Below are 25,848 nucleotides of genomic sequence, written 5' to 3'. Positions count from 1 at the left end.
GGACAGCTTACTGGGCCTTGTTGCCTTTTTCAGCTTTCCAGGCCTGGAACTCCTGCCACTCGGCTTTCCGTGCGGCGCGTTCCTTCTGCAGTTCGTCGAATTTCTTCTGCTGCTCAGGCTTGAGCAGGGCGCGGACCGCGCTGTCGGTCTTGTCGCGGTTGGCCTGCAGTTCGTCCTTCATCGCCTTCTGGTCGGCGGCCGGCAGTTTGGACAGGTAGCGCTCGGTAATGTCGCGGCGCTGTTTCATCTGCTCGCCCATCAGCTTGCCGATCTGCTGGCGCTGGTCACGGCTCAGGTCCAGCTGGTGGAAAGGCGCATCACCGCGATGATGTGGGCCATCGTGGCGCATGCCGCCTTCAGGCATGGCCATGGCCACGGTCGGCAGGGCGGCGGCGAACATCAGGGCGATAAGGGTCTTGCGCATGGTGTCTCTCCTTTCATGGGCCGGTGGTTACCGGATGAGCACAGTCTAGGGAGATCACCGTCAAGCGCGGTCAGTGGATGGTAAAGGCTCGGTAAAGATGTTCAGAGGCAGTAGTAATAGCCACGGCTGCGCAGGGCGACGATGCGTGGCCGGCCATCGGCGTGGGGGCCGATCTTCTTGCGCAGGTTGCTGACGTGCATGTCCAGGCTGCGGTCGTACAGGGTCAGCTTGCGGCCCAGGCTGATCTGCGCCAGTTCCTGCTTGTCCAACGGCTCGCCGGGTTGGCGCAGCAGCGCTTCGAGAATGCGGCTTTCGGACAGGGTCAGGGTCATTTCACGGCCATCGATGCTGGCCACGCCACGGGCAGGGCTATAGACCAGGTCGCCCAGCTCCACCTGGCTGGTGGTGGCGGTGGGGTGGCTGCGGCGCAGCACGGCACGCAGGCGAGCGGTGAGTTCACGCGGGTCGCAAGGTTTGGCCAGGTAGTCGTCGGCGCCCAGTTCCAGGCCGAGGATGCGGTCCAGCGGCTCGCCGCGGGCCGAGAGCATCAGTACCGGCAGTTCGGCATGCTCGCTGCGCAACTGCTTGAGCAGTTCCAGGCCACTGCCGTCGGGCAGCATCACGTCCAGCACCACGGCCGCCGGGGCATGTGTGGCCAAGGCCTGACGTGCGCTCTGGCCATCGTGGCAGGCGCGCACGGTAAACCCCTCCTGGGTCAGCCAGCTGCCGAGCAGCTCGCACAGCTCCTGGTCATCATCTATCAGTAACAGCTCGCTCATGACTCACTCAATTCAACCATTGACGGCGGCTATTCGGCCCGCCAGTGGCAAAGATACCGCAGACTGATGGCAACAGTATAACTGCTGGTACCGCGTGGCCTTCTTCGCGGGTAAACCCGCTCCCACAGGGACGGCGCAGGCTTCAAGCTTGCACTGCGCCTGTAGGAGCGGGTTTACCCGCGAAGAAGCCCACGCGGTCTCAGATCAAGGCAGCACTTGCTTGAACGGCTTGACCACCACCTTGTCGTACACGCCCGCGGCAATGTAAGGGTCGGCGTCGGCCCAGGCCTGGGCCGCGGCAAGGGAGTCGAACTCGGCAACGATCAGGCTACCGCTGAAACCCGCTTCGCCCGGGTCGTTGCTGTCGATGGCCGGGTGCGGGCCGGCCAGTACCACGCGGCCCTCGGCCTTCAGCTGCTGCAGGCGTTCGATGTGCGCCGGGCGGGCAGCCAGGCGCTTTTCCAGGGAGTTTGCGACGTCGCTGGCGATGATGGCGTAGAGCATGTCAATCCTTGGGTTTGGAGGTAGAAGGGTCGTCGTGCAGGTGGCGCGACAGGTACACGCCCTGCGCTACCAGGAACATCACGGTCATGCCCAGGCTGCCAAACACCTTGAAGTCGACCCAGAAGTCCTGGAAGGTGAAGGCGACGAACAGGTTGGCCGCGCCACAGAACAGGAAGAAGCCGATCCAGGCCAGGTTCAGGCGGGTCCAGATGGCATCGGGCAGGCTCAGGGCGTGGCCCATGATGCGCTTGATCAGCACCCGGTCGCCGATGAAGTGGCTGCCGGCGAAGCCCAGGGCGAACAGCCAGTTCACCACCGGTGCCTTCCACTTGAGGAAGGTTTCGCTGTGGAAGGTCAGGGTCAGGCCGCCGAACACCAGGCAGGCCACCAGGGTGAGCCACTGGCCCTTTTCCAGCTTGCGCTGGCGCAGGAACAGCGCGCCGTAGACCACCAGCGAGCTGATGATCAGCATGGCCGTGGCGCTGTAGATGCCGCCGAATTCGAAGCTGTGGCCGGCGACTTCCATGGGGCGCGGGTCGAGCTTGTAGACGATGAAGAACAGCAGCAGCGGGATGAAATCGATGAATTGTTTCACAATGGCAGCCAGAATCGGGATGTGACGGCATAATAACAAACATCGATTCCAGCGAAAGCGCTCCTCCATGAATGTTGATCTGCACTGTCACAGCACGGCCTCCGACGGCGCCCTGTCGCCCTCGATACTGGTCGCCCGGGCCCATGAGCATGGGGTGCAAACGCTGGCACTGACTGACCATGACACCATCGAAGGCCTGCCCGAGGCGCGCCAGGCGTGCCGCGACAAGGGCATGCACTGGGTCAGCGGGGTGGAGCTATCGTGCACCTGGGGTGGCGCGACCATCCATGTGCTGGGCTATGACTTCCCGCTCGACGCACCGCCCCTGCTGGCGGCGATCGAAGCGCTGCACCGTGGCCGCTGGCTACGCGCCGAAGAAATCGACAAACGGCTGGCGGCCAAGGGCATGCGCGGTACCCTCGACGGCGCTCGCGCCGTGCAGCACGAACTGGGCGATAGCGGCAACGCCCCGGCGCGCCCGCATTTTGCCGAGTACCTGGTGCGTGCCGGGCACGTCAAGGATCGCGGCGAGGCGTTTCGCAAATGGCTGGGCGCCGGCAAGCTGGGGGACGTCAAGCAGCACTGGCCGACCCTTGATGAAACCGTCGCGACCTTGCGCCAGTCCAACGCTTGGGTGAGCCTGGCGCATCCCATGCACTACGATCTGACCCGCAGCAAGCGCAGAAGGCTGATTGCCGACTATATTCAGGCAGGCGGGCAGGCGCTTGAAGTGGTCAACGGGATGATGCCTGCCGAGCAGGTGGGCACCATGTCCATCCTCACCCGTGAGTTCGGCCTGCTGGCAAGCGCTGGCAGTGACTTCCACGGCCCCGGCACCTGGGGCGAGATCGGTGCCTACCGGCCTTTGCCCGAGGACCTGCCACCTCTGTGGCGCCGATTCAGCCATGAACAGCCTTTGGCGGTATGAACAGGACGACTACGTGAGCCAATTTTTCCAGATTCATGCGGAGAATCCGCAGGTGCGCCTGATCAAACAGGCCGTCGAGATCATCCGCAAGGGCGGCGTGGTGGTTTATCCGACCGACTCGGCATACGCGCTCGGCTGCCAGATCGGCGACAAGGGCGCCATCGAGAGGGTCCGGCGCTTGCGCCAACTGGACAAGCAGCACAACTTCACCTTGCTATGCTGCGACCTTTCGCAAATGGGGTTGTTTGCCAAGATTGATACGTCCACCTTCCGCCTGCTCAAAGCGCATATTCCTGGGCCTTATACGTTCATCCTCAATGCCACCCGTGAAGTGCCACGGCTTTTGATGCACGAGAAGCGCCGTACTATCGGGTTGCGCGTACCGTCCAACCCCATTGTTCTGGCGTTGTTGGAGGAGTTGGGCGAGCCGCTGATGAGCGTGAGCCTGATTTTGCCGCCCGAAGAAGAGCCGATGACCGACCCCTATGAGATACGTCAGCGTCTGGAGCACCATGTCGACCTGATCATCGATGGCGGCTACGGCGACCTCAAGGCTTCGACCATCATCGATCTGACTGGTGATGAGCCTGCTCTGGTCCGTGAAGGCTGCGGCGACCCCACGCCGTTCCTGGTCAACGCGTGAGCCAGGTGGAAGCGCCCGAGGCGCCGGCCGAACAGGCCGAGGTGCCTCGCCAACTGCAATTGGCCCTGGTCTATGGCGAAGCCCTGACCGAGCTGCCGCTGGACCTGTACATCCCGCCGGACGCCCTGGAAGTCATCCTCGAAGCCTTCGAAGGGCCGCTGGACCTGTTGCTGTACCTGATCCGCAAGCAGAACATCGACATCCTCGACATCCCGGTGGCGGAAATCACCCGCCAGTACATGGGCTACGTGGAGCTGATGAAGAGCGTGCGCCTGGAGCTGGCCGCCGAATACCTGGTGATGGCTGCCATGCTCGCCGAGATCAAGTCGCGCATGTTGCTGCCGCGCTCGGCCGAGGTCGAGGAGGAGGAGGGTGACCCGCGCGCCGAACTGATTCGCCGGCTGCAGGAGTACGAGCGCTTCAAGGCTGCCGCCGAAGGTATCGATGAATTGCCACGGGTCGGCCGCGAGGTGGTGGTGCCGCGCCTGGAGGCGCCACAGGCCAAGGTGCGCAAGCTGTTGCCCCAGGTCAGCCTGGAAGAGCTGCTGGTGTCGATGGCCGAGGTGATGCGCCGCAACGACCTGTTCGAAAGCCATCAGATCACCCGCGAGACCTTGTCCACCCGCGAACGCATGAGCCAGGTGCTGGAACGCCTGAAGGGTGGCGGTTTCGTGCCGTTCGTCGAGCTGTTCGCCGCCGAGGAGGGCAAGCTGGGCGTGGTGGTGACCTTCATGGCGATTCTCGAGCTGGTGAAGGAATCGCTGATCGAACTGGTGCAGAATGAACCCTTTGCCGCCATCCACGTGCGGCTTCGCCCGGCGCTTGTTGAAGACCCTGATGAACCTGAATGAACCCCGCGACCTGGCGTCGCTGATCGAAGCCTTCCTGCTGGCTTCGGGCAAGCCGCAATCCCTGGAGCGCCTGTACGAACTGTTCGAGGAAGCCGAGCGACCGGAGCCCAAGGTCTTCAGGCAGGCTCTGGAGCTGCTGGGCAAGTCGTGCAACGGCCGCGCCTTCGAACTCAAGGAGGTGGCCAGCGGTTACCGCCTGCAGATTCGCGAGGACTTTGCGCCGTGGGTCGGGCGCCTGTGGGAAGAACGCCCGCAGCGCTACTCGCGCGCGCTGCTGGAAACCCTGGCCCTGATCGCCTACCGCCAGCCCATCACCCGTGGCGAAATCGAGGATGTGCGCGGCGTGGCGGTGAACAGCAACATCATCAAGACCCTGATGGAGCGCGAGTGGATCCGCGTGGTCGGCTACCGCGAAGTGCCCGGGCGGCCGGCGATGTTTGCCACTACCAAGGCGTTTCTCGACCATTTCAACCTCAAGAGCCTGGACGAGCTGCCAGCCTTGGCCGAGCTGCGGGAGATGGAGCCCGAGCCGCTGCTCGACCCGGATGATGCGCCAGTGCCGGCGCACCTGCAGGCATTGGCGGATGCCAGCCTTGGGGAAGAGGAAGAGGTTGCCGAGCCGAAGGAGGAGACCAGCTTCCGTAGCCTGCTGGTGGAGCTGGATGCGATGGAAGAGGGGCTGAAGACCGATTTCGATGATTTGCGCGAGGAAGAGCCTGAGGCTGCTGTTGAAGAAGAGGGCAAGGTGCAGCCTTGAATCTTCTGTTGTCTGTACTGGCCCTTTCGCGGGTAAACCCGCTCCCACAGGGATATCACAGGCCCTGAGAGTGATGCGGTACCTGTGGGAACGGGTTTACCCGCGAAGAGGCCGGTACTGCCAATACATAACCATTAGGCAGAAACCCCTCGCAAAGCCCACAAAACCCTCTACCCTCCAGTGCGTTCCCCCGCCGAACCGCGTATGATGCGCGGCCTTTTGGCGCGTTCGTCGCCAGAACCCTTATTTCATTCCTACACCGGGAGGTGCCCAGATGAGTGAGCAAGACCTGCAAGATACCGAGATCACCCCTCCATCCGGCGAAAAGCTGCAGAAAGTGCTGGCGCGCATTGGCGTTGGCTCGCGCCGTGACGTCGAGGCCTGGATCAGCCAGGGCCGCATCAAGGTCAACGGCGTCGAGGCCACCCTCGGCCAGCGCGTCGACCTGCACGACGCCATTGCCGTGGATGGCAAGCTGATCAAGCGCGAAGAGGCCGCCGAGGCCACCCGCCGGGTGATCATGTACAACAAGCCCGATGGCGAAATCTGCACCCGTGACGACCCGGAAGGCCGCCCGACCGTGTTCGACCGCCTGCCACGTCCGAAAGAAGGCCGCTGGATCAACATCGGCCGCCTCGATATCAACACCACCGGCCTGCTGCTGTTCACCACCGACGGTGAACTGGCCAACCGCCTGATGCACCCGTCCTACGAGATGGACCGTGAGTACGCGGTACGTGTGCGTGGTGAGGTCGACGACGAGATGATCGAGCGCCTGAAGGCCGGCGTGATGCTGGAAGATGGCCCTGCCAAGTTCACCGACATCCAGAAGGCACCCGGTGGCGAAGGCTTCAACCACTGGTACCACTGCGTGGTGATGGAAGGCCGTAACCGTGAAGTGCGTCGCCTGTGGGAGTCCCAGGGCATGGTGGTCAGCCGCCTGAAGCGCGTGCGTTTCGGCCCGGTGTTCCTCAACTCCGACCTGCCGATGGGCCGCTGGCGTGAAATGACCCAGGGCGAAATCGACATCCTCGCTGCTGAAGTGGGCCTGCAGCCGGTGGCGCTGCCAGCCATGAAGCTCAAGGCCAAGGACAAGATGGAGCGCCTGCAGCGCAAATCGACCCGCCCGCTGGGCCGTGGCGAGCGCGTGCGCAGCCTGCGCCCGGCCCACGAAGGTGCTGCTGCCGGCGAACGCCCGGCGCGCCAGGCGCGTGAAGAGGCCCCGCGCAAGACCGGCCGTGGCAGCACCGTGGCCGAACGCCCGAGCGAGATGCGCAAGCGTCCGGCCAAGCCTGAAGGTGACAAGCCGGCAGGCCGTGGCCGCGGCAAACCGCGTGGCTGATTGGCCTGTGCGTTGAAAGAGAACCAGCCTTCGGGCTGGTTTTTTATGGCTGTGAGAATTTGGGGCTGCTGCGCAGCCCATCGCGACACAAGGCCGCTCCTACAGGGCCGCGCAATATTTGAAATTGACGCGGTCCATGTAGGAGCGGCCTTGTGTCGCGATGGGCCGCAAAGCGGCCCCAAGATATTGAACAAAAAGAATTTTCGGACGACTGGCAAGTTCTCGAACCACCTTGTAAAGAAAAATGTACGTATGTGGTCGGTTTCAGCCCGGATTTCAGATTAGGTCGAATCGTGTAAACAAACCTTGCCGCCGACTCCCCATCAAAACAGCCAGCCAAGCCCCGCCCACCCTTGCCCAAAGCCCCGCCCCACGGTGTTATAGCCGCCATTGCCGTGTGCAAAAGCCTGTCCACAGAGCCGGGCTGACAAAACAACAAATGGAGGCGCCATGTACGCCGATCACTTCGCCTTTCAAGGCCCACACCACAGGATCGCTGCGTTTTTTCCCGAGGAAAGGATGCAACGCGTTGACGCCTGCGCGTTTGCAGGGGTATACAGTGCGCCGCGTTTTACCTGTGACTCCTTTGCGTACCGCGCACTCTTGATCACGCCTGGTTGATCCGCTCCGGCGGCACCTGAGGTCAGGAAACCCAAGGTAACCACCTTGCCCATTCCGCTGCGCCACGAGCGCGGTGGGTCCGATTCCGTCACAGATAAAAACAATGCAGGTGACTTCGTTCATGAGTGGACAAAACATGCATTCAGGCGAGCTCAAGCGCGGCCTGAAGAACCGCCATATCCAGTTGATCGCCCTCGGCGGTGCGATTGGTACCGGCCTGTTCCTCGGCTCGGCAGGCGTGATGAAATCCGCTGGTCCGTCGATGATCCTTGGCTACGCCATCTGCGGCTTCATCGCCTTCATGATCATGCGCCAGCTCGGCGAAATGATCGTCGAAGAGCCGGTGGCCGGCTCGTTCAGCCATTTCGCCCACACCTACTGGGGTGGTTTCGCCGGCTTCCTGTCGGGCTGGAACTGCTGGGTGCTGTACATCCTGGTGGGCATGTCGGAGCTTTCGGCGGTCGGCAAGTACGTCCACTACTGGTGGCCGGAGATCCCCACCTGGGTCACGGCGGCAGCGTTCTTCGTGCTGATCAACGCCATCAACCTGATGAACGTGAAGTTCTTCGGTGAGGCCGAATTCTGGTTTGCCATCATCAAGGTGGTGGCCATCGTCAGCATGATCGGCCTGGGTGCCTACCTGCTGACCAGCGGCAGCGGCGGCCCGGAAGCCACCGTGGCCAACCTGTGGTCGCACGGCGGCTTCTTCCCGAACGGTGTCAGCGGGCTGGTGATGGCCCTGGCGTTCATCATGTTCTCCTTCGGTGGCCTGGAAATGCTCGGCTTCACCGCAGCCGAGGCCGACAAGCCGAAGACCGTGATCCCCAAGGCAATCAACCAGGTCATCTACCGTATCCTGATCTTCTATGTCGGTGCCCTGGTGGTGCTGCTGTCGCTGACCCCATGGGACAACCTGGTAGCCAGTATCGATGCCTCCGGTGGCAGCTATGGCAGCAGCCCGTTCGTGCAGGTGTTCTCGCTGCTGGGCAGTGACGTGGCCGCGCACCTGCTGAACTTCGTGGTCCTGACTGCAGCGCTGTCGGTGTACAACAGCGGCACCTACTGCAACGCCCGCATGCTGCTGGGCATGGCCGAACAAGGTGACGCTCCGGCGTCGCTGGCCAAGGTCGACAGCCGCGGTGTGCCGGTGCGCTCGATCCTGGCGTCGGCAGGCGTGACGCTGATCGCGGTGCTGCTCAACTACCTGATGCCGCAAAACGCCCTGGAACTTCTGATGTCGCTGGTGGTGGCTACCCTGGTGATCAACTGGGCGATGATCAGTTACTCGCACCTGAAGTTCCGCCAGCACCTGGACCGCACTGGCCAGAAGCCGCTGTTCAAGGCGCTGTGGTACCCCTATGGCAACTACATCTGCCTGGCGTTCGTGGTGCTGATCCTGGGCATCATGGCGATGATCCCGGGTATCCAGGTTTCCGTGTATGCGATCCCGGTGTGGCTGTTTGCCATGTTCGTGGTCTACATGGTCAAGCCGCGTCGCAAGGCGCAGGCCCTTGGGGCTGCTGGTAGCGTGGCCAAGTAAGGCGCTGCGGCGATAGAAAAACCCGAAGCCGGGTGACTGGCTTCGGGTTTTTTGTTGCCTGTGCCGGCCCCTTCGCGGGTAAACCCGCTCCCACAGGGACATCACCTGACCTGAAAGCAGCGCTATACCTGTGGGAGCGGGTTTACCCGCGAAGAGGCCGGCACAGGCAAAAATCAGATCTGCTCCAGCAACCAGCTGCGAAACGCCCGTAGCGACGGCAACGCCTCATTGCGCGGCGGGTAGATCAGGTAATAACTGCGCTGGCTGGCAAATGCCACCCCTGGGCTGCAGAGCTCACCCTTGGCCAGTTCTTCCTCCACCAGTATGCGCGGCACCAGGCCGATGCCGATCCCGGCCCGTACCGCCTGGATCAGGTGCGAGGTCAGCTCGAAGCTCGGCCCCAGGCGCATCGCCCGGTGCGCCAGGCCATGGTGCGAGAACCACTCGCCCCAGGCATGCGGGTTGTTGGCCACATTCAGCAGCACCTCTTCACTGATGCGTGCAGGGCTCCAGCCTTGGCTGTCCGCACCAGCCTCAGGCGGCAATATCACCACCAGTTCCTCGGCATGCAGGCGATGGCAGATCAACCCCGGCAGGTCGTGGCTGGCCACGCCGATGGCGGCATCGATCTCGCTGGTGTCGAAGTTGATGGCTTCGATGCGTGAATGTATGTGCACCAGCATGCCCGGGTGTGCGCTGTAGAAGGCATGCAACCGCGGCAGCAGCCATTTCGAACCGAAGGTGGGCAGGGTGGCCAGGCGCAAGGTGCCTACCCCCGACTGGTAGGCCAACGCCTGCAAGGTGGCGCTGCGGATGCGCCCCAGTGCCTCGCTGAGCTCGCGCTGGTACAGGCGGCCGACATCGGTCAGCTGCACCTGGCGCCCCTCGCGGCGGAACAGGGTCAGGCCCAGTTGCTGCTCCAGCGCCTGCACCTGGCGGCTGACCGCGCTCTGGGTCAGCGATAGCTCGGCGGCGGCTCGGGTGTAGCTTTCATGCCGGGCGGCAGCCTCGAAAGCCAGTAGCAGCGACATGGACGGGGTGAGATGGCGGTAATTCATTCATGAAAGTCATTAATAGCGGCAGGATTATCCGTTTGCCCCTGAAGCGAAACTACAGGAACATTGGCCTGCACGTCACCTCCGCATGTCATCACCCATGCCGGAACGACAGGAATCCCGTGAATTAGCCAATATCAAGAGGCCATCCTTCGATGATCGCCCAGCTGCCGACCGTTGCCCCGAGCGCCAACTACCCCGAATTCCTCGAAGCCCTGCGCAACAGCGGCTTCCGTGGCCAGATCAGTGCCGACTACGGCACCCGCACGGTGCTGGCCACCGACAACTCGATCTACCAGCGCTTGCCACAGGCGGCGGTGTTCCCGCTGGACGCCGACGATGTGGCGCGGGTCGCCACGCTGATGGCCGAGGGGCGCTTCCAGCAGGTCAAGCTGACCCCGCGCGGTGGTGGTACCGGCACCAACGGGCAGTCGCTGACCGACGGTATCGTCGTCGACCTGTCGCGGCACATGAACAAGATCCTCGAAATCAACGTCGAGGAACGCTGGGTGCGGGTGCAGGCCGGTACTGTCAAGGACCAGCTCAACGCTGCGCTCAAGCCGCACGGGCTGTTCTTCGCCCCCGAGCTGTCCACCTCCAACCGTGCCACTGTCGGCGGCATGATCAACACCGACGCCAGCGGTCAGGGCAGCTGCACCTATGGCAAGACCCGCGACCACGTACTGGAGCTGCACAGCGTGCTGCTCGGTGGCGAGCGCCTGCACAGCCTGCCGATCGACGATGCCGCGCTGGAACAGGCCTGTGTCGCGCCTGGGCGGGTCGGCGAGGTGTACCGCATGGCGCGGGAGATCCAGGAAACCCAGGCCGATCTCATCGAAGCCACTTTCCCCAAGCTCAACCGTTGCCTGACCGGCTATGACCTGGCCCACCTGCGCGACGAGCAGGGCCGCTTCAACCTCAACAGCGTGCTGTGCGGTGCCGAGGGCTCGCTGGGCTATGTGGTCGAAGCCAAGCTCAATGTGCTGCCGATCCCCAAGTACGCCGTGCTGGTCAACGTGCGCTACACCAGCTTCATGGATGCCCTGCGTGACGCCAACGCGCTGATGGCGCACAAGCCGCTGTCGATCGAGACCGTCGACTCCAAGGTGCTGATGCTGGCGATGAAGGACATCGTCTGGCACAGCGTCGCCGAATACTTCCCGGCCGACCCCGAGCGCCCGACCCTGGGCATCAACCTGGTGGAGTTCTGCGGCGACGAGCCGGCCGAGGTCAATGCCAAGGTTCAAGCGTTCATCCAGCACCTGCAGAGCGACACCAGCGTCGAGCGCCTGGGCCATACCCTGGCCGAGGGTGCCGAGGCGGTGACCCGCGTCTACACCATGCGTAAACGTTCGGTCGGCCTGCTGGGCAACGTCGAGGGCGAAGTGCGCCCGCAACCGTTCGTGGAAGACACCGCGGTACCGCCGGAGCAACTGGCCGACTACATCGCCGACTTCCGTGCACTGCTCGATGGCTACGGCCTGGCCTACGGCATGTTCGGCCACGTCGATGCCGGCGTGCTGCACGTGCGCCCGGCGCTGGACATGAAGGACCCGGCCCAGGCCGCACTGGTCAAGCCGATTTCCGACGCCGTGGCGGCGCTGACCAAAAGCTATGGCGGCTTGCTGTGGGGCGAGCACGGCAAGGGCCTGCGTTCTGAATACGTGCCGGAGTACTTTGGCGAGCTGTACCCGGCGCTGCAGCGCCTGAAGGGCGCTTTCGACCCGCATAACCAGCTCAACCCCGGCAAGATCTGCACCCCGCCAGGGAGCGCCGAGGGCCTGACCAAGGTCGATGGCGTGACCCTGCGCGGTGACCTCGACCGCACCATCGACGAACGCGTGTGGCAGGACTTCCCTAGCGCCGTGCACTGCAACGGCAACGGCGCCTGCTACAACTACGACCCCAACGACGCCATGTGCCCGTCGTGGAAGGCCACCCGCGAGCGCCAGCACTCACCCAAGGGCCGTGCCTCGCTGATGCGCGAATGGCTGCGCCTGCAGGGCGAGGCCAACATCGACGTGCTGGCGGCGGCACGCAACAAAGTGTCGTGGCTCAAGGGCCTGCCGGCACGCCTGCGCAACAACCGTGCGCGCAGCCAGGGCCAGGAAGACTTCTCTCATGAGGTGTACGACGCCATGGCCGGCTGCCTTGCGTGCAAGTCGTGCGCCGGTCAGTGCCCGATCAAGGTCAACGTGCCGGACTTCCGCTCGCGCTTCCTCGAGCTGTACCACGGCCGCTACCAGCGCCCGCTGCGTGACTACCTGATCGGTTCGCTGGAGTTCACCATCCCGTACCTGGCTCACGCGCCCGGGCTGTACAACGCGGTGATGGGCTCGAAGTGGGTGAGCAAGCTGCTGGCCGACAAGGTCGGCATGGTCGACAGCCCGCTGATCAGCCGCTTCAACTTCCAGGCCACCCTGACCCGCTGCCGCGTCGGCGTGGCCAGCGTGCCGGCCCTGCGTGAACTGACCCCGGCCCAGCGCGAGCGCAGCATAGTGCTGGTGCAGGATGCCTTTACCCGTTACTTCGAGACACCGCTGCTGTCGGCCTTCATCGACCTGGCGCACCGCCTGGGCCACCGGGTGTTCCTGGCGCCGTATAGTGCCAACGGCAAGCCACTGCACGTTCAGGGCTTCCTCGGTGCGTTCGCCAAGGCGGCGATCCGCAATGCCACCCAGCTCAAGGCCCTGGCCGAGTGCGGCGTGCCGCTGGTGGGCCTGGACCCGGCGATGACCCTGGTGTATCGCCAGGAGTACCAGAAAGTGCCGGGCCTGGATGGCTGCCCGCAGGTGCTGTTGCCGCAGGAGTGGTTGATGGACGTGCTGCCGGAGCAGGCACCGACTGCGCCGGGCACTTTCCGCCTGATGGCGCACTGCACCGAGAAGACCAACGTGCCGGCCAGCACCAAGCAGTGGGAGCAGGTGTTTGCCCGCCTTGGCCTGAAGCTGGTGACCGAGGCGACTGGCTGCTGCGGTATGTCCGGTACCTATGGGCACGAGGCGCGCAACCAGGACACCTCGCGGACCATCTTCGAGCAGTCGTGGGCTACCAAGCTGGACAAGGAAGGCGAGCCGCTGGCGACCGGTTACTCGTGCCGCAGTCAGGTCAAGCGCATGACCGAGCGGCAGATGCGCCACCCGCTGGAAGTGGTGCTGCAGTACGCCAAGCGCTGACCTTCAGGGCCTCGGGGCTGCCTTGCAGCCCCCTGGTTTACGCCGTCCCTGTAGGAGCAGCCTTGCGCTGCGAAGAGGCTGGTAGAGCCAATAGGTTTTCTTCGGCAGTAATGGCCTCTTCGCAGCACAAGGCTGCTCCTACAAGTCCCGTGCATGCCTTGAAGATGATGCCTGCCGATACAGATACAGGCTCAACACCAGCCCGCAAGCCGCCGCCGCTGCCGCGAACAGAAACATCGAAGCAAACCCGAACCCCGCCGCCACCGCGCCCACCAGTGGCCCGGTCACCCCCAGCGACAAATCGATGAACAGCGAATAAGCCCCCACCGCCGCCCCGCGGTTGGCCGCCGACACCTGGTTCACCGCCTCCACCCCCAGTGCCGGGAACACCAGCGAGAAGCCGAACCCGCTCAGTGCGGCCCCCGCCAACGCCAGTTCGGCGCTAGGCGCCAGCCACAGCATCAGCAGCCCGAGCGTTTCCACCGACAGGCAGGCGATCGCCACCCGGAACCCGCCAAGCCGGTTGATCAGATTGCCGAACAGTAGTCGCGCACTGATGAAGCTGGCGCCGAACAGGCTCAGGGTCAGTGCCGCATTGGCCCAGCCACGGCTGGCGTAATACAAGGTGATGAAGGTAGCGATGGTGCCAAAGCCGATCGAGCCCAAGGCAAGCCCCGAGCCGTGCGGGAACACCTTGCCCAGCACCCGCAGGAACGGCAGGCGCACGCCACTGACGATCGGTGCGGCCTGTTTGGGCCAGGCCAGCAGCAACCCGAGCGCACACAGCAGGATGATGCTCACGCCCATGCTCCACAGGCCCAGGCTCTTGACCATCAGCACGCCCAACGGAGCGCCGATGGCCAGCGCGCCATAGCTGGCGATGCCGTTCCAGGAAATGACCTTGGCCGTGTTTTCAGCACCTACGCGGCCAATGCCCCAGCCAATGGAACCGGAGCCCACCAGGCTTTCCGCACTGCCGAGTACCAGGCGGCCGACCAGCAGGCAGGCCAGGCTGAGCCAGGGGAGGTGGGTGAGGAAGGCGCAGGCCAGCATGAACACCCCGCTGAGCCCGCAGCCGGCCAGGCCATACATGACCGCCTTCTTGCTGCCGTGGTTGTCGATGATGCGGCTGGCGGTGGGGCGGCTGAGCAGGGTGGCCAGATACTGCACGCTGATCACCAGGCCCGCGACCACGGCACTGAAGCCCAGGTCGTTGTGCACATAGCCGGGCAATACGGCCAGCGGGATGCCGATGTTCAGGTAGCCGATGAAGGTGAAGAGGACGATGGAGACGACTTGCAGGGTGACCGCAAGGGGGCGCGGTGAGTGGGGCATGAGGGCCTACGTGGGTTCTGGACGGTGTGAAAACGTGATGACGGGGGGTAGCCCGCAGGTCAGCCGTTTTCACACTGTCGGGGATGCGCGGTTATTCCTGGTCAGCGCTGGATTGATCGTCACCATCCTGCTCGACGGCAGCTGCCGGTTCGGCGTGAACGGTCACGGTTGGCTCTTCTGGGTTCAGGCTTGGGAAGGGAAGATTCGGGATTTCATGCATCTCGTCGTTCCTCGCAAGTGTGAGTGAAAAGTCTGCGCCAGGCGCGTTTGAAGCTTTGCAAAGCTGGGGCAGGATACACAAGTCTGGATGACAGTTTGGGTTTTTTTGGCGGTCGCTTGTCGGTTTTGCGGGCGAACAGCGGACATTATTTCCATAAAAAATGGGGCCACCGGGCCCCATTTTCTCAGTGCTTACTTGCGGCCTTCAGCCGTCTCCGCCACCTTGTCGGTGCGTGCGCACATGATGAAGTCATTGCGGTGCAGGCCTTTGATAGAGTGGCTCCACCAGGTCACGGTGACCTTGCCCCACTCGGTCAGCAGGCCCGGGTGGTGGCCTTCGGCTTCGGCGATTTCACCCACGGCATTGGTGAACGCCAGGGCGTGCTTGAAGTTCTTGAACAGGAACACGCGTTCCAGCTCCATGTGGCCGTCACGTACTTCGATGTTCCAGTCCGGGATTTCGCGAATCAGCTCGGCCAGCTCTTCGTCGGTGACCTTTGGTGCGTCGGCGCGGCAGGCTTCGCAATGGGCTTGGTTCAAGGCATTCATGTGGTGTTTTCCGGTTCGAGTTGTTATCGGCAAGGTCGCTCAGGCAGCGACCTTGGGTGGAAACTTCGGTGCGTGCAGGCCCAGCTGCATGGCTTTGTGAACCATGCCCATGATGTCTTCGTGGGCCAGGTCGAACAGGCGCTTCATGTTCGGTAGCACGAAATACAGCGGCTGCAGGATGTCGATGCGGTACGGTGTGCGCATGGCCTCGATCGGGTCGAAGGCCTGGTGCTCGGGCTCGCCAGACAGACTGTAGACGGTCTCCTTTGGCGACGAGAGGATGCCGCCGCCATAGATCTTGCGGCCCTGCGCGGTTTCCATCAGGCCGAACTCGATGGTCATCCAGTACAGGCGCGCCAGGTACACACGTTGTTCCTTGGTCGCGGCCAGGCCGAGCTTGCCGTAGGTATGGGTGAATTCGGCGAACCAGGGGTTGGTCAGCAGCGGGCAGTGGCCGAAGATCTCGTGGAAGATATCGGGCTCTTGCAGGTAGTCCAGCTCTTCCGGGGTGCGGATGAAGGTGGCCACCGGGAAGCGCTTGCTGGCCAGCAGTTCGAAGAAGGTCTGGAAGGGGATCAGCGCCGGGACCCGGGCAACCTGCCACCCGGTGGTGGCGCCCAGCACCTTGTTGATCTCGCCCAGTTGCGGAATACGGTCATGGGGCAGCTTGAGCTGGTCGATGCCGTCCAGGTATTCCTGGCACGCGCGGCCTTCGATCACTTTCAGCTGACGGGTGATCAGGGTGTTCCACACCGCATGCTCTTGCTGCGGGTAATCGATAAAACCATGCGCATCGGGCTCGCGTGCCACGTACTGCGTCTGTTTCATGTGGCTCTCCTGGTGAGGGCTTTTCTTGTTATGTGCAGGACATGCCTAAGGAATATCCCTTCGCTGGCCACTTTGCACGGGGTAAGCCAGTGGGCGGGGCTGGTTTTGGACGACGGTTTCGTAACGATAATTTTACAAAAAGGCGCAGGTGTCGGAAAATCCGAGGCATCTGGCTGAAGCTTCGGCTGTTTTTGTCAGCTTATCTTTACGACTTTTCCGCGCGGTGTTGAAAAACATTGGCGCTTCGAGAGCCCTCATGCGTATCAAAGTGCATTGCCAGAACCGTATTGGCATCCTGCGCGACATCCTCAACCTGCTGGTGGAGTACGGCATCAACGTGCTGCGCGGCGAGGTGGGTGGTGACCATGGCAACGCCATCTACCTGCATTGCCCGAACCTGATCAATCTGCAGTTCCAGGCGCTGCGGCCGAAGTTCGAGGCGATTGCCGGGGTATTCGGTGTCAAGCGCGTGGGGCTGATGCCCAGCGAGCGCCGGCACATGGAGCTGAATGCGCTGCTGGGGGCGCTGGACTTCCCGGTGCTGTCGATCGACATGGGCGGCAGCATCGTCGCCGCCAACCGTGCCGCTGCGCAGCTGCTGGGGGTGCGGGTGGACGAGGTGCCGGGCATGCCGCTGGCGCGCTATGTGGAGGACTTCGACCTGCCAGAGCTGGTGCGCGCCAACAAGTCGCGCATCAACGGCCTGCGCATCAAGGTCAAGGGCGATGTGTTCCTGGCCGATATCGCGCCGCTGCAGTCCGAGCACGACGACAGCGAGGCGCTGGCCGGCGCGGTGCTGACCCTGCACCGCGCCGACCGTATCGGTGAGCGCATCTATAACGTGCGCAAGCAGGAGCTGCGCGGTTTCGACAGTATCTTCCAGAGCTCGCGGGTGATGGCTGCGGTGGTGCGCGAGGCGCGGCGCATGGCGCCGCTGGACGCACCATTGCTGATCGAGGGCGAGACCGGCACCGGCAAGGAGTTGCTGGCGCGTGCCTGCCACCTGGCAAGCCCGCGCGGCCAGTCGCCGTTGATGGCGCTCAACTGCGCCGGGTTGCCCGAGTCGATGGCCGAGACCGAGCTGTTCGGCTACGGCCCCGGGGCATTCGAAGGGGCGCGGGCCGAGGGCAAGCTGGGGCTGCTGGAGCTGACCGCCGGTGGCACGCTGTTTCTCGACGGGGTAGGGGAGATGAGCCCGCGCTTGCAGGTGAAGCTGCTGCGTTTTCTGCAAGATGGCTGCTTCCGCCGCGTAGGCAGCGATGAAGAGGTGTACCTGGATGTGCGAGTGATCTGCGCGACCCAGGTGGATTTGTCCGAATTGTGTGCCCGGGGCGAGTTTCGTCAGGACCTGTATCACCGGCTCAATGTGTTGTCGCTGCACATTCCACCATTGCGCGAATGCATGGATGGCCTGGAAGGGCTGGTGCAGCACTTTCTCGACCAGGCCAGCCGGCAGATCGGCTGCGCCATGCCGCGCCTGGCGCCGGCGGCGATGGACAAACTCGGCCAGTATCATTGGCCGGGTAATGTAAGGCAGTTGGAAAACGTGTTGTTCCAGGCGGTTTCGTTATGCGAAGGCGGCGTGGTCAAAAGTGAACATATACGTTTGCCGGATTACGGCGTGCGCCAACCGCTGGGTGAATTTTCGCTGGATGGGGATCTTTCGCAGATTGTCGGGCGTTTTGAAAAAGCGGTACTGGAAAGTTTGATGGGGGAATTCCCGAGTAGTCGGGCTTTAGGTAAAAGACTGGGTGTTTCGCATACTACTATTGCCAACAAGTTGAGGGATTATTCACTTGGCAAGTCTGCAGATTAATCCGCCTTTATAAAAGGCGGGACTGCTGCGCAGTCCTTTCGCGACACAAGGCCGCTCCTACAAAGGCCTGCGTACGCCTATCAATGTAGGAGCGGCCTTGTGTCGCGAAAGGGGCCCGCAGGGCCCCAAATTCACAAGGTATCAGCCGTTCGAGCAGCCGTTCCCCATCACGCGGTATTCGAGAATGTGCTTCTGGCCCTTGGAGTCCTCGTAGGTCATGCGGGCTGGCACGACTTCGCACACATTGGGCACTTCGCTCATGGAAATGACGCGGGCAATGTCCAGGTGCTGCGAGTAACTGTACTGTTCAACCGGAATCTGCTCGGCATCTTTGGCTTCGCCGGCCATCGCCGCGCCGCAAAGACTGCCAAGTACCAATACCAGTAAAGCTTTCATTTTCAATTTACCTGTCTAAGGTCGTGAGGGGGCACGCGGCGCTTATGGCGCCGCGAGTATTGCTAGTTTTAACTATCAGGTTTGGAGGGGGATTAACGCTTGCCTTCGTGGGGGCTGTTACCAGTTGTTAATCGCCTTGCCGTTGCTGGCGAGGTGAATTTTATGGCTGGGGCCAAGGCCGAAACAGTGGGTCTTTTGATAAAGTGTTTTGACAGAATCTGTAACAATCCTCTGGTAAACCGCGCCCGTAATTTCTCGCCTGGGCTGTAAGGTGCGTGCCAGAGCGTTTTGTCAGAACGGGCGTACCAAATTACTACCAACGTCGAATGGCTTTTGTCGCTCTGGTACAGTTACAAACGGTTCCATACAAAAACAACTATTACACCGAGGTAACACAGATGAGTGCGGCTCCACTGTATCCCGTTCGTCCCGAGGTTGCGGCCACCACCCTGACCGACGAGGCCACCTACAAGGCCATGTACCAGCAATCGGTGATCAACCCGGACGGCTTCTGGCGCGAGCAGGCCCAGCGCATCGACTGGATCAAGCCGTTCACCAAGGTCAAGCAGACCTCCTTCGACGACCATCACGTCGATATCAAATGGTTCGCCGACGGCACTCTGAACGTTTCCTCCAACTGCCTGGACCGCCATCTCGAAGAGCGCGGTGACCAGTTGGCCATCATCTGGGAAGGCGACGACCCTTCCGAACACCGCAACATCACCTACCGCGAACTGCACGAGCAGGTCTGCAAGTTCGCCAACGCCCTGCGTGGCCAGGATGTGCACCGGGGTGACGTGGTCACCATCTACATGCCGATGATCCCCGAAGCCGTGGTCGCCATGCTGGCCTGTGCCCGTATCGGTGCGATCCATTCAGTGGTGTTCGGCGGCTTCTCGCCCGAGGCGCTGGCCGGTCGCATCATCGACTGCAAGTCCAAGGTCGTGATTACCGCCGACGAAGGCGTACGCGGTGGCCGGCGTACCCCGCTCAAGGCCAACGTCGACCTGGCGCTGACCAACCCTGAAACCAATAGCGTGCAGAAGATCATCGTGTGCAAGCGCACCGGTGGCGACATTGCCTGGCACCAGCACCGCGACATCTGGTACGAAGACCTGATGAAAGTCGCCTCCAGCCATTGCGCGCCGAAAGAGATGGGTGCCGAGGAAGCGCTGTTCATCCTTTATACCTCCGGCTCCACCGGCAAGCCGAAGGGCGTGCTGCACACCACCGGTGGCTACCTGGTGTACGCCGCGCTCACCCATGAGCGCGTGTTCGACTATCGTCCGGGCGAGGTGTACTGGTGCACCGCCGACGTGGGTTGGGTCACCGGCCACAGCTACATCGTTTACGGCCCGCTGGCCAACGGCGCCACTACCTTGCTGTTCGAAGGCGTGCCGAACTACCCCGACATCACGCGCGTGTCGAAGATCGTTGACAAGCACAAGGTCAACATCCTGTACACCGCGCCAACCGCCATCCGCGCGATGATGGCCGAAGGGCAGGCTGCTGTTGAAGGTGCCGATGGCTCCAGCCTGCGCCTGCTGGGCTCGGTGGGTGAGCCGATCAACCCCGAAGCCTGGAACTGGTACTACAAGACCGTGGGCAAGGAGCGTTGCCCGATCGTCGACACCTGGTGGCAGACCGAGACCGGCGGCATCCTGATCAGCCCGCTGCCGGGCGCCACCGGCCTCAAGCCGGGCTCGGCAACGCGTCCGTTCTTCGGCGTGGTACCGGCGCTGGTGGATAACCTGGGCAACCTGATCGAGGGCGCTGCCGAGGGCAACCTGGTGATCCTCGATTCCTGGCCGGGCCAGTCGCGTTCGCTGTACGGCGACCACGACCGTTTCGTCGATACCTACTTCAAGACCTTCCGTGGCATGTACTTCACCGGCGACGGTGCGCGCCGCGACGAGGATGGCTACTACTGGATCACCGGTCGCGTGGATGATGTGCTGAACGTGTCCGGTCACCGCATGGGTACTGCCGAAATCGAAAGCGCCATGGTGGCGCATGCGAAAGTGGCCGAAGCTGCGGTGGTGGGTGTGCCGCACGACATCAAGGGGCAGGGCATCTATGTGTATGTCACCCTCAATGCCGGTATCGAGGCCAGCGAGCAGCTGCGCCTGGAGCTGAAGAACTGGGTGCGCAAGGAAATCGGCCCGATCGCCTCGCCGGATGTGATCCAGTGGGCGCCGGGGCTGCCGAAGACCCGGTCGGGCAAAATCATGCGCCGCATCCTGCGCAAGATTGCCACCGGTGAGTACGATGCCCTGGGTGATATCTCGACCTTGGCCGACCCGGGTGTGGTGCAGCACCTGATCGATACCCACAAGGCCATGAGCCTGGCTTCGGCCTGATATCGAGGCAGGGCGCGGCCCCTGTAGGCGCCGCTTTGGGTGGGAGCGGGCATGCCCGCGAACACCGGCGCAGCCGGTGCCATCCACCGCGCCGCCTGCTTCGCGGGCGCGCCCGCTCCCACACAAGGCCGCTTCTGCAGGGGCGTGTGCCAGCCAACAAGAACCCCGCCCGGGCAACCGGCGGGGTTTTTGCTTTACTGTTACCCGACATTCATCGGTAACTGTTCTGTCACCGGCGTCGCACAATATCGGGGCGCCAGGAAACAAATCCGGCCTGTTTCGGTGCGTTTTCGCAGTGTTTTTTGCGACCCGGCACGCTGCACTTGCCGTAATACAAGGCTTTGCCAATAATAGGCCCGGGAATTGCTAGTACTATAGGTTCTATTTCTTGCGCTCTTGCATATTTTGCAATGGCTGTCAACATCGCCCGTTGCCGTTTCAAGCGCTTCTGTAAGTAGTTGTCGCTTTGAAGAAATATCGACTACCGGGCTGTCGTTAAAATGCCACTCACTCGCTCGTGGTCTGCGGCCTTGGTCGAACCCTGCGCGGCTCGCGTTGTACCCATTCGCATATCGGGCAGCCGTTACCTGCCTTGTATTGCCCCGTACCGATGGAGTTACCTGATGAAGAAGCTCGCACTGCTTGGCGCCCTGGCGCTGTCCGTGTTTTCCCTGGTGTCGCAGGCCGATGAAAAACCGCTGAAAATCGGCATCGAAGCCGCCTACCCACCCTTCGCCTTCAAGCAGCCAGACGGCAGCATTGCCGGTTTTGACTACGACATCGGCAACGCCCTGTGCGAAGAGATGAAGACCAAGTGCACCTGGGTCGAGCAGGAGTTCGACGGCCTGATCCCGGCGCTGAAAGTGCGCAAGATCGACGCCATCCTGTCGTCCATGTCGATTACCGAAGACCGCAAGAAATCGGTCGACTTCACCAAGCGCTACTACCTGACCCCTGCGCGCCTGGTGATGAAGGAAGGTACCGCCGTCAGCGACAGCCTGGATGAGCTCAAGGGCAAGAAGATTGGTGTGCAGCGCGGCTCGATCCACGACCGCTTCGCCAAGGAAGTACTGGGCGCCAAAGGTGCCACCGTGGTTCCTTACGGCACCCAGAACGAAATCTACCTGGACGTGGCGGCTGGCCGCCTCGATGGCACCGTGGCCGACGCCACCCTGCTGGAAGACGGCTTCCTCAAGACCGACGCCGGCAAGGGCTTCGCCTTCGTAGGCCCGGCCTTCACCGACGCCAAGTACTTCGGTGACGGCATCGGCATTGCCGTGCGCAAGGGTGACAAGGCCAACGTCGACCGCATCAACGCGGCCATCGACGCCATCCGTGCCAACGGCAAGTACAAAGAAATCGAGAAGAAGTACTTCAACTTCGATATCTACGGTCCAGACTCGAACTAAGACGTCGGGTTTCACCTGTGCAATGGTGCAAACAGCAGAGGCTCTGAGGTTTGCACCATTTTTCATTCTCTAGGTCGAGGACCTCATCATGTTGAAAGGCTACGGGGCAGTCATCCTCGACGGGGCGTGGCTGACGCTTCAGCTCGCCCTGTCGTCGATGGCCCTGGCCATCGTGCTCGGCCTGATCGGTGTGGCACTGCGCTTGTCGCCGGTGCGCTGGCTGGCCTGGCTGGGCGATCTGTATTCCACGGTGATTCGTGGTATTCCGGACCTGGTCCTGATCCTGCTGATCTTCTACGGCGGGCAGGACATCATCAACCGGGTTGCGCCGCTGCTCGGTTATGAAGACTACATCGACCTGAATCCGCTGATCGCGGGTATCGGTACCCTGGGCTTCATCTTCGGTGCCTACCTGTCGGAAACCTTCCGCGGTGCGTTTCTCGGTATTCCCAAAGGCCAGGCCGAAGCCGGCGTGGCGTATGGCATGAGCAACCGCCAGGTGTTCTTCCGCATCCAGGTGCCGCAAATGATTCGCCTGGCGATTCCGGGCTTCACCAACAACTGGCTGGTGCTGACCAAGGCCACCGCGCTGATTTCGGTAGTGGGCCTGCAGGACATGATGTTCAAGGCCAAGCAGGCGGCCGATGCCACCCGTGAGCCTTTCACCTTCTTCCTGGCGGTGGCGGCCCTTTACCTGGTGCTGACCAGCATCTCGCTGCTGGCCCTGAAGTATCTCGAGCGCCGCTACTCGGTTGGCGTCAAGGTGGCTGAACTATGATCTTCGACTACAACGTCGTCTGGGAGGCACTGCCGATGTACTTCGGCGGCCTGCTGACCACCCTCAAGCTGCTGGCGATTTCGCTGTTCTTCGGGCTGCTGGCGGCCATTCCGCTGGGCCTGATGCGGGTGTCCAAGCAGCCAGCGGTCAATCTCGTGGCGTGGCTTTACACCTACGTGATCCGCGGCACGCCGATGCTGGTGCAGCTGTTCCTGATCTACTACGGCCTGGCGCAGTTCGAGGCGGTGCGCGAAAGCTTCCTGTGGCCGCTGCTGTCCAGCGCTACCTTCTGCGCTTGCCTGGCGTTCGGCATCAACACCAGTGCCTACACCGCCGAAATCATCGCTGGCAGCCTCAAGGCCACGCCGCATGGCGAAATCGAGGCGGCCAAGGCCATGGGCATGTCGCGCATGAAGATGTACCGGCGCATCCTGCTACCGTCGGCCCTGCGCCGGGCGCTGCCGCAGTACAGCAACGAAGTGATCATGATGCTGCAGACCACCAGCCTGGCGTCGATCGTTACCCTGATCGACATCACTGGCGCTGCGCGCACGGTCAATGCCCAGTACTACCTGCCTTTCGAGGCCTATATCACGGCGGGCGTGTTCTACCTGTGCCTGACCTTCATCCTGGTGCGCCTGTTCAAGATGGCCGAACGCCGCTGGCTCGGCTACCTGGCGCCGCGCAAGCACTGACCGCTTTGTGAGAATCGACAGCATGTACAAACTCGAAGTCCAAGACCTGCACAAGCGCTACGGCAGCCATGAAGTGCTCAAGGGCGTGTCCCTGTCGGCCAAGGCAGGCGATGTCATCAGCATCATCGGCTCCAGCGGTTCGGGCAAGTCGACCTTCCTGCGCTGCATCAACCTGCTGGAGCAGCCGCACGCTGGCAAGATCCTGCTCAACAACGAAGAGTTGAAGCTGGTACCGGGCAAGGACGGCGCGCTCAAGGCCGCCGACCCGCGTCAGCTGCAGCGCATGCGCTCGCGCCTGTCGATGGTTTTCCAGCACTTCAACCTGTGGTCGCACATGACCGCGCTGGAAAACATCATCGAAGCGCCGGTGCATGTGCTGGGTGTGAATCGCAAGGAGGCCCTGGAAAAGGCCGAGCACTACCTGGCCAAGGTGGGTGTCGCTCATCGCAAGGATGCCTTCCCGGGGCACATGTCCGGTGGCGAGCAGCAACGCGTGGCAATTGCCCGGGCGCTGGCCATGGAGCCGGAGGTCATGCTGTTCGACGAGCCGACCTCGGCGCTGGATCCGGAACTGGTGGGCGATGTGCTCAAGGTGATGCAGGCGCTGGCCCAGGAAGGCCGCACCATGGTGGTGGTGACCCACGAAATGGGCTTTGCCCGTGAGGTTTCCAACCAGCTGGTGTTCCTGCACAAGGGCCTGGTGGAAGAAACCGGCTGCCCACGCGAAGTGCTGGCCAACCCGCAGTCGGAGCGCCTGAAGCAGTTCCTCTCCGGCAGCCTGAAGTAAAAGCTGCATTTTTGCACCAGAATAGGGCATGCTGCGCGGCGAGCGCAGCCTGACCCGGCGCACAGACTCGAACGACCTCAGGTTTCGGACCGCACCTATGACCACCCAGCGAATCGGTTTTCTCATCTGGCCAAGCACCAAGCCCTTGACTCTGGCGCTGGCCGAGGAAGTGTTGCAGGTGGCGCAGCGGGTGCACCCGGAAGTGGTCTACGATCTGGTCTTCCTGCAGGCGGAGCCGGCGCAAGAGGGTAGCTGGCGCTTGCCGGGCGAGCCGTGGAACGGTCGCCTGGAGGGGTGTCACAAGCTGTTCCTGTTGGCTGACGAGCAGCCATTGGCGGTGGGGGCTGCGTTGTCGGCGGCGCTCAAGCAGTTGGCGCGCAGTGGCTGCATGATTGGCGGCCTGTCGGCCGGGGTCTACCCTCTGGCGATGCTGGGCCTGCTCGACGGTTACCGGGCTGCGGTGCACTGGCGCTGGCAGGATGATTTTGCCGAGCGCTTCCCCAAGGTCATCGCCACCAGCCACCTGTTCGACTGGGACCGCGATCGCCTGACCGCTTGTGGCGGCATGGCCGTGACCGACCTGCTGCTGGCAGTGTTGGCCCGTGATCACGGGGCGGAGCTGGCCGGGGCGGTGTCGGAGGAACTGGTGGTCGAGCGCATTCGCGAGGGTGGCGAGCGCCAGCGTATTCCGCTGCAGAACCGCCTGGGCTCCAGCCACCCCAAGCTGACCCAGGCGGTGCTGCTGATGGAAGCCAACATCGAAGAGCCGCTGACCACCGACGAAATTGCCCAGCACGTGTGCGTGTCGCGCCGGCAGCTGGAGCGCATCTTCAAGCAGTACCTGAACCGCGTGCCGAGCCAGTATTACCTGGAGCTGCGGCTGAACAAGGCGCGGCAGATGCTGATGCAGACCAGCAAGTCGATCATCCAGATCGGGCTGTCCTGCGGCTTCTCCTCAGGGCCGCATTTTTCCAGTGCCTACCGCAACTTCTTTGGCGCAACGCCGCGGGAGGACCGCAACCAGCGGCGTAGCAGCAGCCCATTCGAACTGAGCTCAGCGCCTGCCGAAAAAGGCTGATATTTCGGGTGGGTTCGGGGCGTATGCCTTGGGTTTGATGGTGCGGCGGAAATCGAGCGCCGCCCGCGCGGCGCTTCGCAGCACAAGGCTGCTCCTACATCTGTTTCCGGCCAGTCACGCCTGCACCATCGCACGCGACCGCCTGGGTTGCCTGACGCGATATCTAGGTGGATACCAAGGGGTCGCGCGCCCTCGCCTCAGGAATAACTGGCCCGAAACAGATGTAGGAGCAGCCTTGTGCTGCGAAGCGCCGCGCGGGCGGCGCTCGATCTCACAGGCGCCACACGAACCTCGCCGGACATCCTGCACGATTCACCAGGCAGCCAGCCCCTCACAAACCTTCGTGTACACCCGTTCACCCAGCCCCCTCTCTCCCGTACACT

Annotated in this window: 24 protein-coding genes; 14 read left to right on the top strand and 10 right to left on the bottom strand. The window is 62.7% G+C overall.

The window, feature by feature from the left end:
• Positions 1-7: 7 nt before the first annotated feature.
• From E5221_RS20370 to E5221_RS20355, 4 genes are all read right to left on the bottom strand, one after another.
• Positions 8-424: a Spy/CpxP family protein refolding chaperone gene (locus E5221_RS20370; protein WP_247846323.1), complete on the bottom strand. Its 417-nt coding sequence runs from the start codon at positions 422-424 to the stop codon at positions 8-10.
• A 101-nt stretch (positions 425-525) separates the two neighbouring features.
• Positions 526-1,203, bottom strand: coding sequence for a response regulator transcription factor (locus E5221_RS20365; RefSeq protein WP_013973673.1), 678 nt, complete (start codon positions 1,201-1,203; stop codon positions 526-528).
• A gap of 204 nt (positions 1,204-1,407) precedes the next feature.
• Positions 1,408-1,707, bottom strand: coding sequence for a YciI family protein (locus E5221_RS20360; protein ID WP_015271283.1), 300 nt, complete (start codon positions 1,705-1,707; stop codon positions 1,408-1,410).
• 1 nt (position 1,708) lies between these two features.
• Positions 1,709-2,302, bottom strand: coding sequence for a septation protein A (locus E5221_RS20355; RefSeq protein ID WP_003259096.1), 594 nt, complete (start codon positions 2,300-2,302; stop codon positions 1,709-1,711).
• 67 nt (positions 2,303-2,369) lie between these two features.
• Here E5221_RS20355 and E5221_RS20350 point away from each other — a divergent pair, with 67 nt between their 5' ends.
• From E5221_RS20350 to E5221_RS20325, 6 genes are all read left to right on the top strand, one after another.
• Positions 2,370-3,230 carry a PHP domain-containing protein gene (locus E5221_RS20350; RefSeq protein ID WP_061551280.1) on the top strand — a complete coding sequence of 287 codons (861 nt, stop codon included), beginning with the start codon at positions 2,370-2,372 and terminating at the stop codon, positions 3,228-3,230.
• Positions 3,231-3,243: 13 nt separating this feature from the next.
• On the top strand, positions 3,244-3,873 hold the full coding sequence (locus tag E5221_RS20345) for an L-threonylcarbamoyladenylate synthase (protein ID WP_061551289.1): 630 nt from the start codon (positions 3,244-3,246) through the stop codon (positions 3,871-3,873).
• Between the two features lie 125 nt (positions 3,874-3,998).
• Complete coding sequence (locus E5221_RS20340; protein WP_161551480.1) at positions 3,999-4,724, top strand: ScpA family protein; 726 nt, start codon at positions 3,999-4,001, stop codon at positions 4,722-4,724.
• Positions 4,711-5,481 carry an SMC-Scp complex subunit ScpB gene (gene scpB / locus E5221_RS20335; protein ID WP_247846322.1) on the top strand — a complete coding sequence of 257 codons (771 nt, stop codon included), beginning with the start codon at positions 4,711-4,713 and terminating at the stop codon, positions 5,479-5,481. The genes E5221_RS20340 and scpB overlap by 14 nt, the downstream gene beginning before the upstream one ends.
• A gap of 274 nt (positions 5,482-5,755) precedes the next feature.
• Complete coding sequence (gene rluB, locus E5221_RS20330) at positions 5,756-6,823, top strand: 23S rRNA pseudouridine(2605) synthase RluB (protein WP_013973666.1); 1,068 nt, start codon at positions 5,756-5,758, stop codon at positions 6,821-6,823.
• A gap of 742 nt (positions 6,824-7,565) precedes the next feature.
• Positions 7,566-8,984 (top strand): amino acid permease, encoded by a 1,419-nt coding sequence (locus tag E5221_RS20325; protein WP_161551429.1) that lies wholly within the window; start codon positions 7,566-7,568, stop codon positions 8,982-8,984.
• A gap of 173 nt (positions 8,985-9,157) precedes the next feature.
• On the opposite strand, the gene E5221_RS20320 is transcribed toward E5221_RS20325, so the two are convergent.
• Positions 9,158-10,042: a LysR substrate-binding domain-containing protein gene (locus E5221_RS20320; RefSeq protein ID WP_247846320.1), complete on the bottom strand. Its 885-nt coding sequence runs from the start codon at positions 10,040-10,042 to the stop codon at positions 9,158-9,160.
• 152 nt (positions 10,043-10,194) lie between these two features.
• Here E5221_RS20320 and E5221_RS20315 point away from each other — a divergent pair, with 152 nt between their 5' ends.
• The gene (locus E5221_RS20315; protein WP_247846318.1) at positions 10,195-13,215 is read left to right on the top strand and encodes an FAD-binding and (Fe-S)-binding domain-containing protein; all 3,021 of its coding nucleotides are present in this window, start codon (positions 10,195-10,197) and stop codon (positions 13,213-13,215) included.
• A 138-nt stretch (positions 13,216-13,353) separates the two neighbouring features.
• Here the strand turns inward: E5221_RS20315 and E5221_RS20310 are convergent, their stop codons facing one another.
• The 4 genes from E5221_RS20310 to phhA form a co-directional block, all read right to left on the bottom strand.
• Positions 13,354-14,550: an MFS transporter gene (locus tag E5221_RS20310; RefSeq protein ID WP_085721185.1), complete on the bottom strand. Its 1,197-nt coding sequence runs from the start codon at positions 14,548-14,550 to the stop codon at positions 13,354-13,356.
• A gap of 91 nt (positions 14,551-14,641) precedes the next feature.
• On the bottom strand, positions 14,642-14,770 hold the full coding sequence (locus tag E5221_RS28830) for a hypothetical protein (protein ID WP_015271274.1): 129 nt from the start codon (positions 14,768-14,770) through the stop codon (positions 14,642-14,644).
• A 191-nt stretch (positions 14,771-14,961) separates the two neighbouring features.
• Positions 14,962-15,318, bottom strand: coding sequence for a 4a-hydroxytetrahydrobiopterin dehydratase (locus tag E5221_RS20305; RefSeq protein ID WP_003254532.1), 357 nt, complete (start codon positions 15,316-15,318; stop codon positions 14,962-14,964).
• A 39-nt stretch (positions 15,319-15,357) separates the two neighbouring features.
• The gene (gene phhA, locus E5221_RS20300) at positions 15,358-16,146 is read right to left on the bottom strand and encodes a phenylalanine 4-monooxygenase (protein WP_003260109.1); all 789 of its coding nucleotides are present in this window, start codon (positions 16,144-16,146) and stop codon (positions 15,358-15,360) included.
• A gap of 256 nt (positions 16,147-16,402) precedes the next feature.
• Between phhA and E5221_RS20295 the strand changes: the two genes are divergently transcribed.
• Positions 16,403-17,962 (top strand): sigma-54-dependent phenylalanine hydroxylase transcriptional regulator PhhR, encoded by a 1,560-nt coding sequence (locus E5221_RS20295; protein WP_025340129.1) that lies wholly within the window; start codon positions 16,403-16,405, stop codon positions 17,960-17,962.
• A 141-nt stretch (positions 17,963-18,103) separates the two neighbouring features.
• Here E5221_RS20295 and E5221_RS20290 read toward each other — a convergent pair whose 3' ends face one another.
• On the bottom strand, positions 18,104-18,358 hold the full coding sequence (locus E5221_RS20290; protein ID WP_003260110.1) for a DUF2790 domain-containing protein: 255 nt from the start codon (positions 18,356-18,358) through the stop codon (positions 18,104-18,106).
• Positions 18,359-18,756: 398 nt separating this feature from the next.
• Here E5221_RS20290 and acs point away from each other — a divergent pair, with 398 nt between their 5' ends.
• From acs to argR, 6 genes are all read left to right on the top strand, one after another.
• Complete coding sequence (gene acs, locus E5221_RS20285; RefSeq protein WP_015271271.1) at positions 18,757-20,718, top strand: acetate--CoA ligase; 1,962 nt, start codon at positions 18,757-18,759, stop codon at positions 20,716-20,718.
• Between the two features lie 623 nt (positions 20,719-21,341).
• Positions 21,342-22,127 carry an ABC transporter substrate-binding protein gene (locus E5221_RS20280; RefSeq protein ID WP_023661364.1) on the top strand — a complete coding sequence of 262 codons (786 nt, stop codon included), beginning with the start codon at positions 21,342-21,344 and terminating at the stop codon, positions 22,125-22,127.
• An 88-nt stretch (positions 22,128-22,215) separates the two neighbouring features.
• Positions 22,216-22,905: an ABC transporter permease gene (locus tag E5221_RS20275; protein WP_003260113.1), complete on the top strand. Its 690-nt coding sequence runs from the start codon at positions 22,216-22,218 to the stop codon at positions 22,903-22,905.
• Positions 22,902-23,600 carry an ABC transporter permease gene (locus E5221_RS20270; protein WP_003260115.1) on the top strand — a complete coding sequence of 233 codons (699 nt, stop codon included), beginning with the start codon at positions 22,902-22,904 and terminating at the stop codon, positions 23,598-23,600. Before E5221_RS20275 ends, E5221_RS20270 begins: the two co-directional genes overlap by 4 nt.
• A 22-nt stretch (positions 23,601-23,622) precedes the next feature.
• On the top strand, positions 23,623-24,387 hold the full coding sequence (locus E5221_RS20265; RefSeq protein ID WP_025340127.1) for an ABC transporter ATP-binding protein: 765 nt from the start codon (positions 23,623-23,625) through the stop codon (positions 24,385-24,387).
• A 97-nt stretch (positions 24,388-24,484) separates the two neighbouring features.
• Positions 24,485-25,465 carry a transcriptional regulator ArgR gene (argR, locus tag E5221_RS20260; protein WP_182329163.1) on the top strand — a complete coding sequence of 327 codons (981 nt, stop codon included), beginning with the start codon at positions 24,485-24,487 and terminating at the stop codon, positions 25,463-25,465.
• Positions 25,466-25,848: the final 383 nt, after the last annotated feature.

This window comes from Pseudomonas sp. A2 (assembly GCF_023100865.1).
In the GTDB taxonomy this organism is placed as follows: Bacteria; Pseudomonadota; Gammaproteobacteria; order Pseudomonadales; family Pseudomonadaceae; genus Aquipseudomonas; species Aquipseudomonas asiatica.
This window is presented reverse-complemented; position numbering and strand designations above follow the sequence as displayed.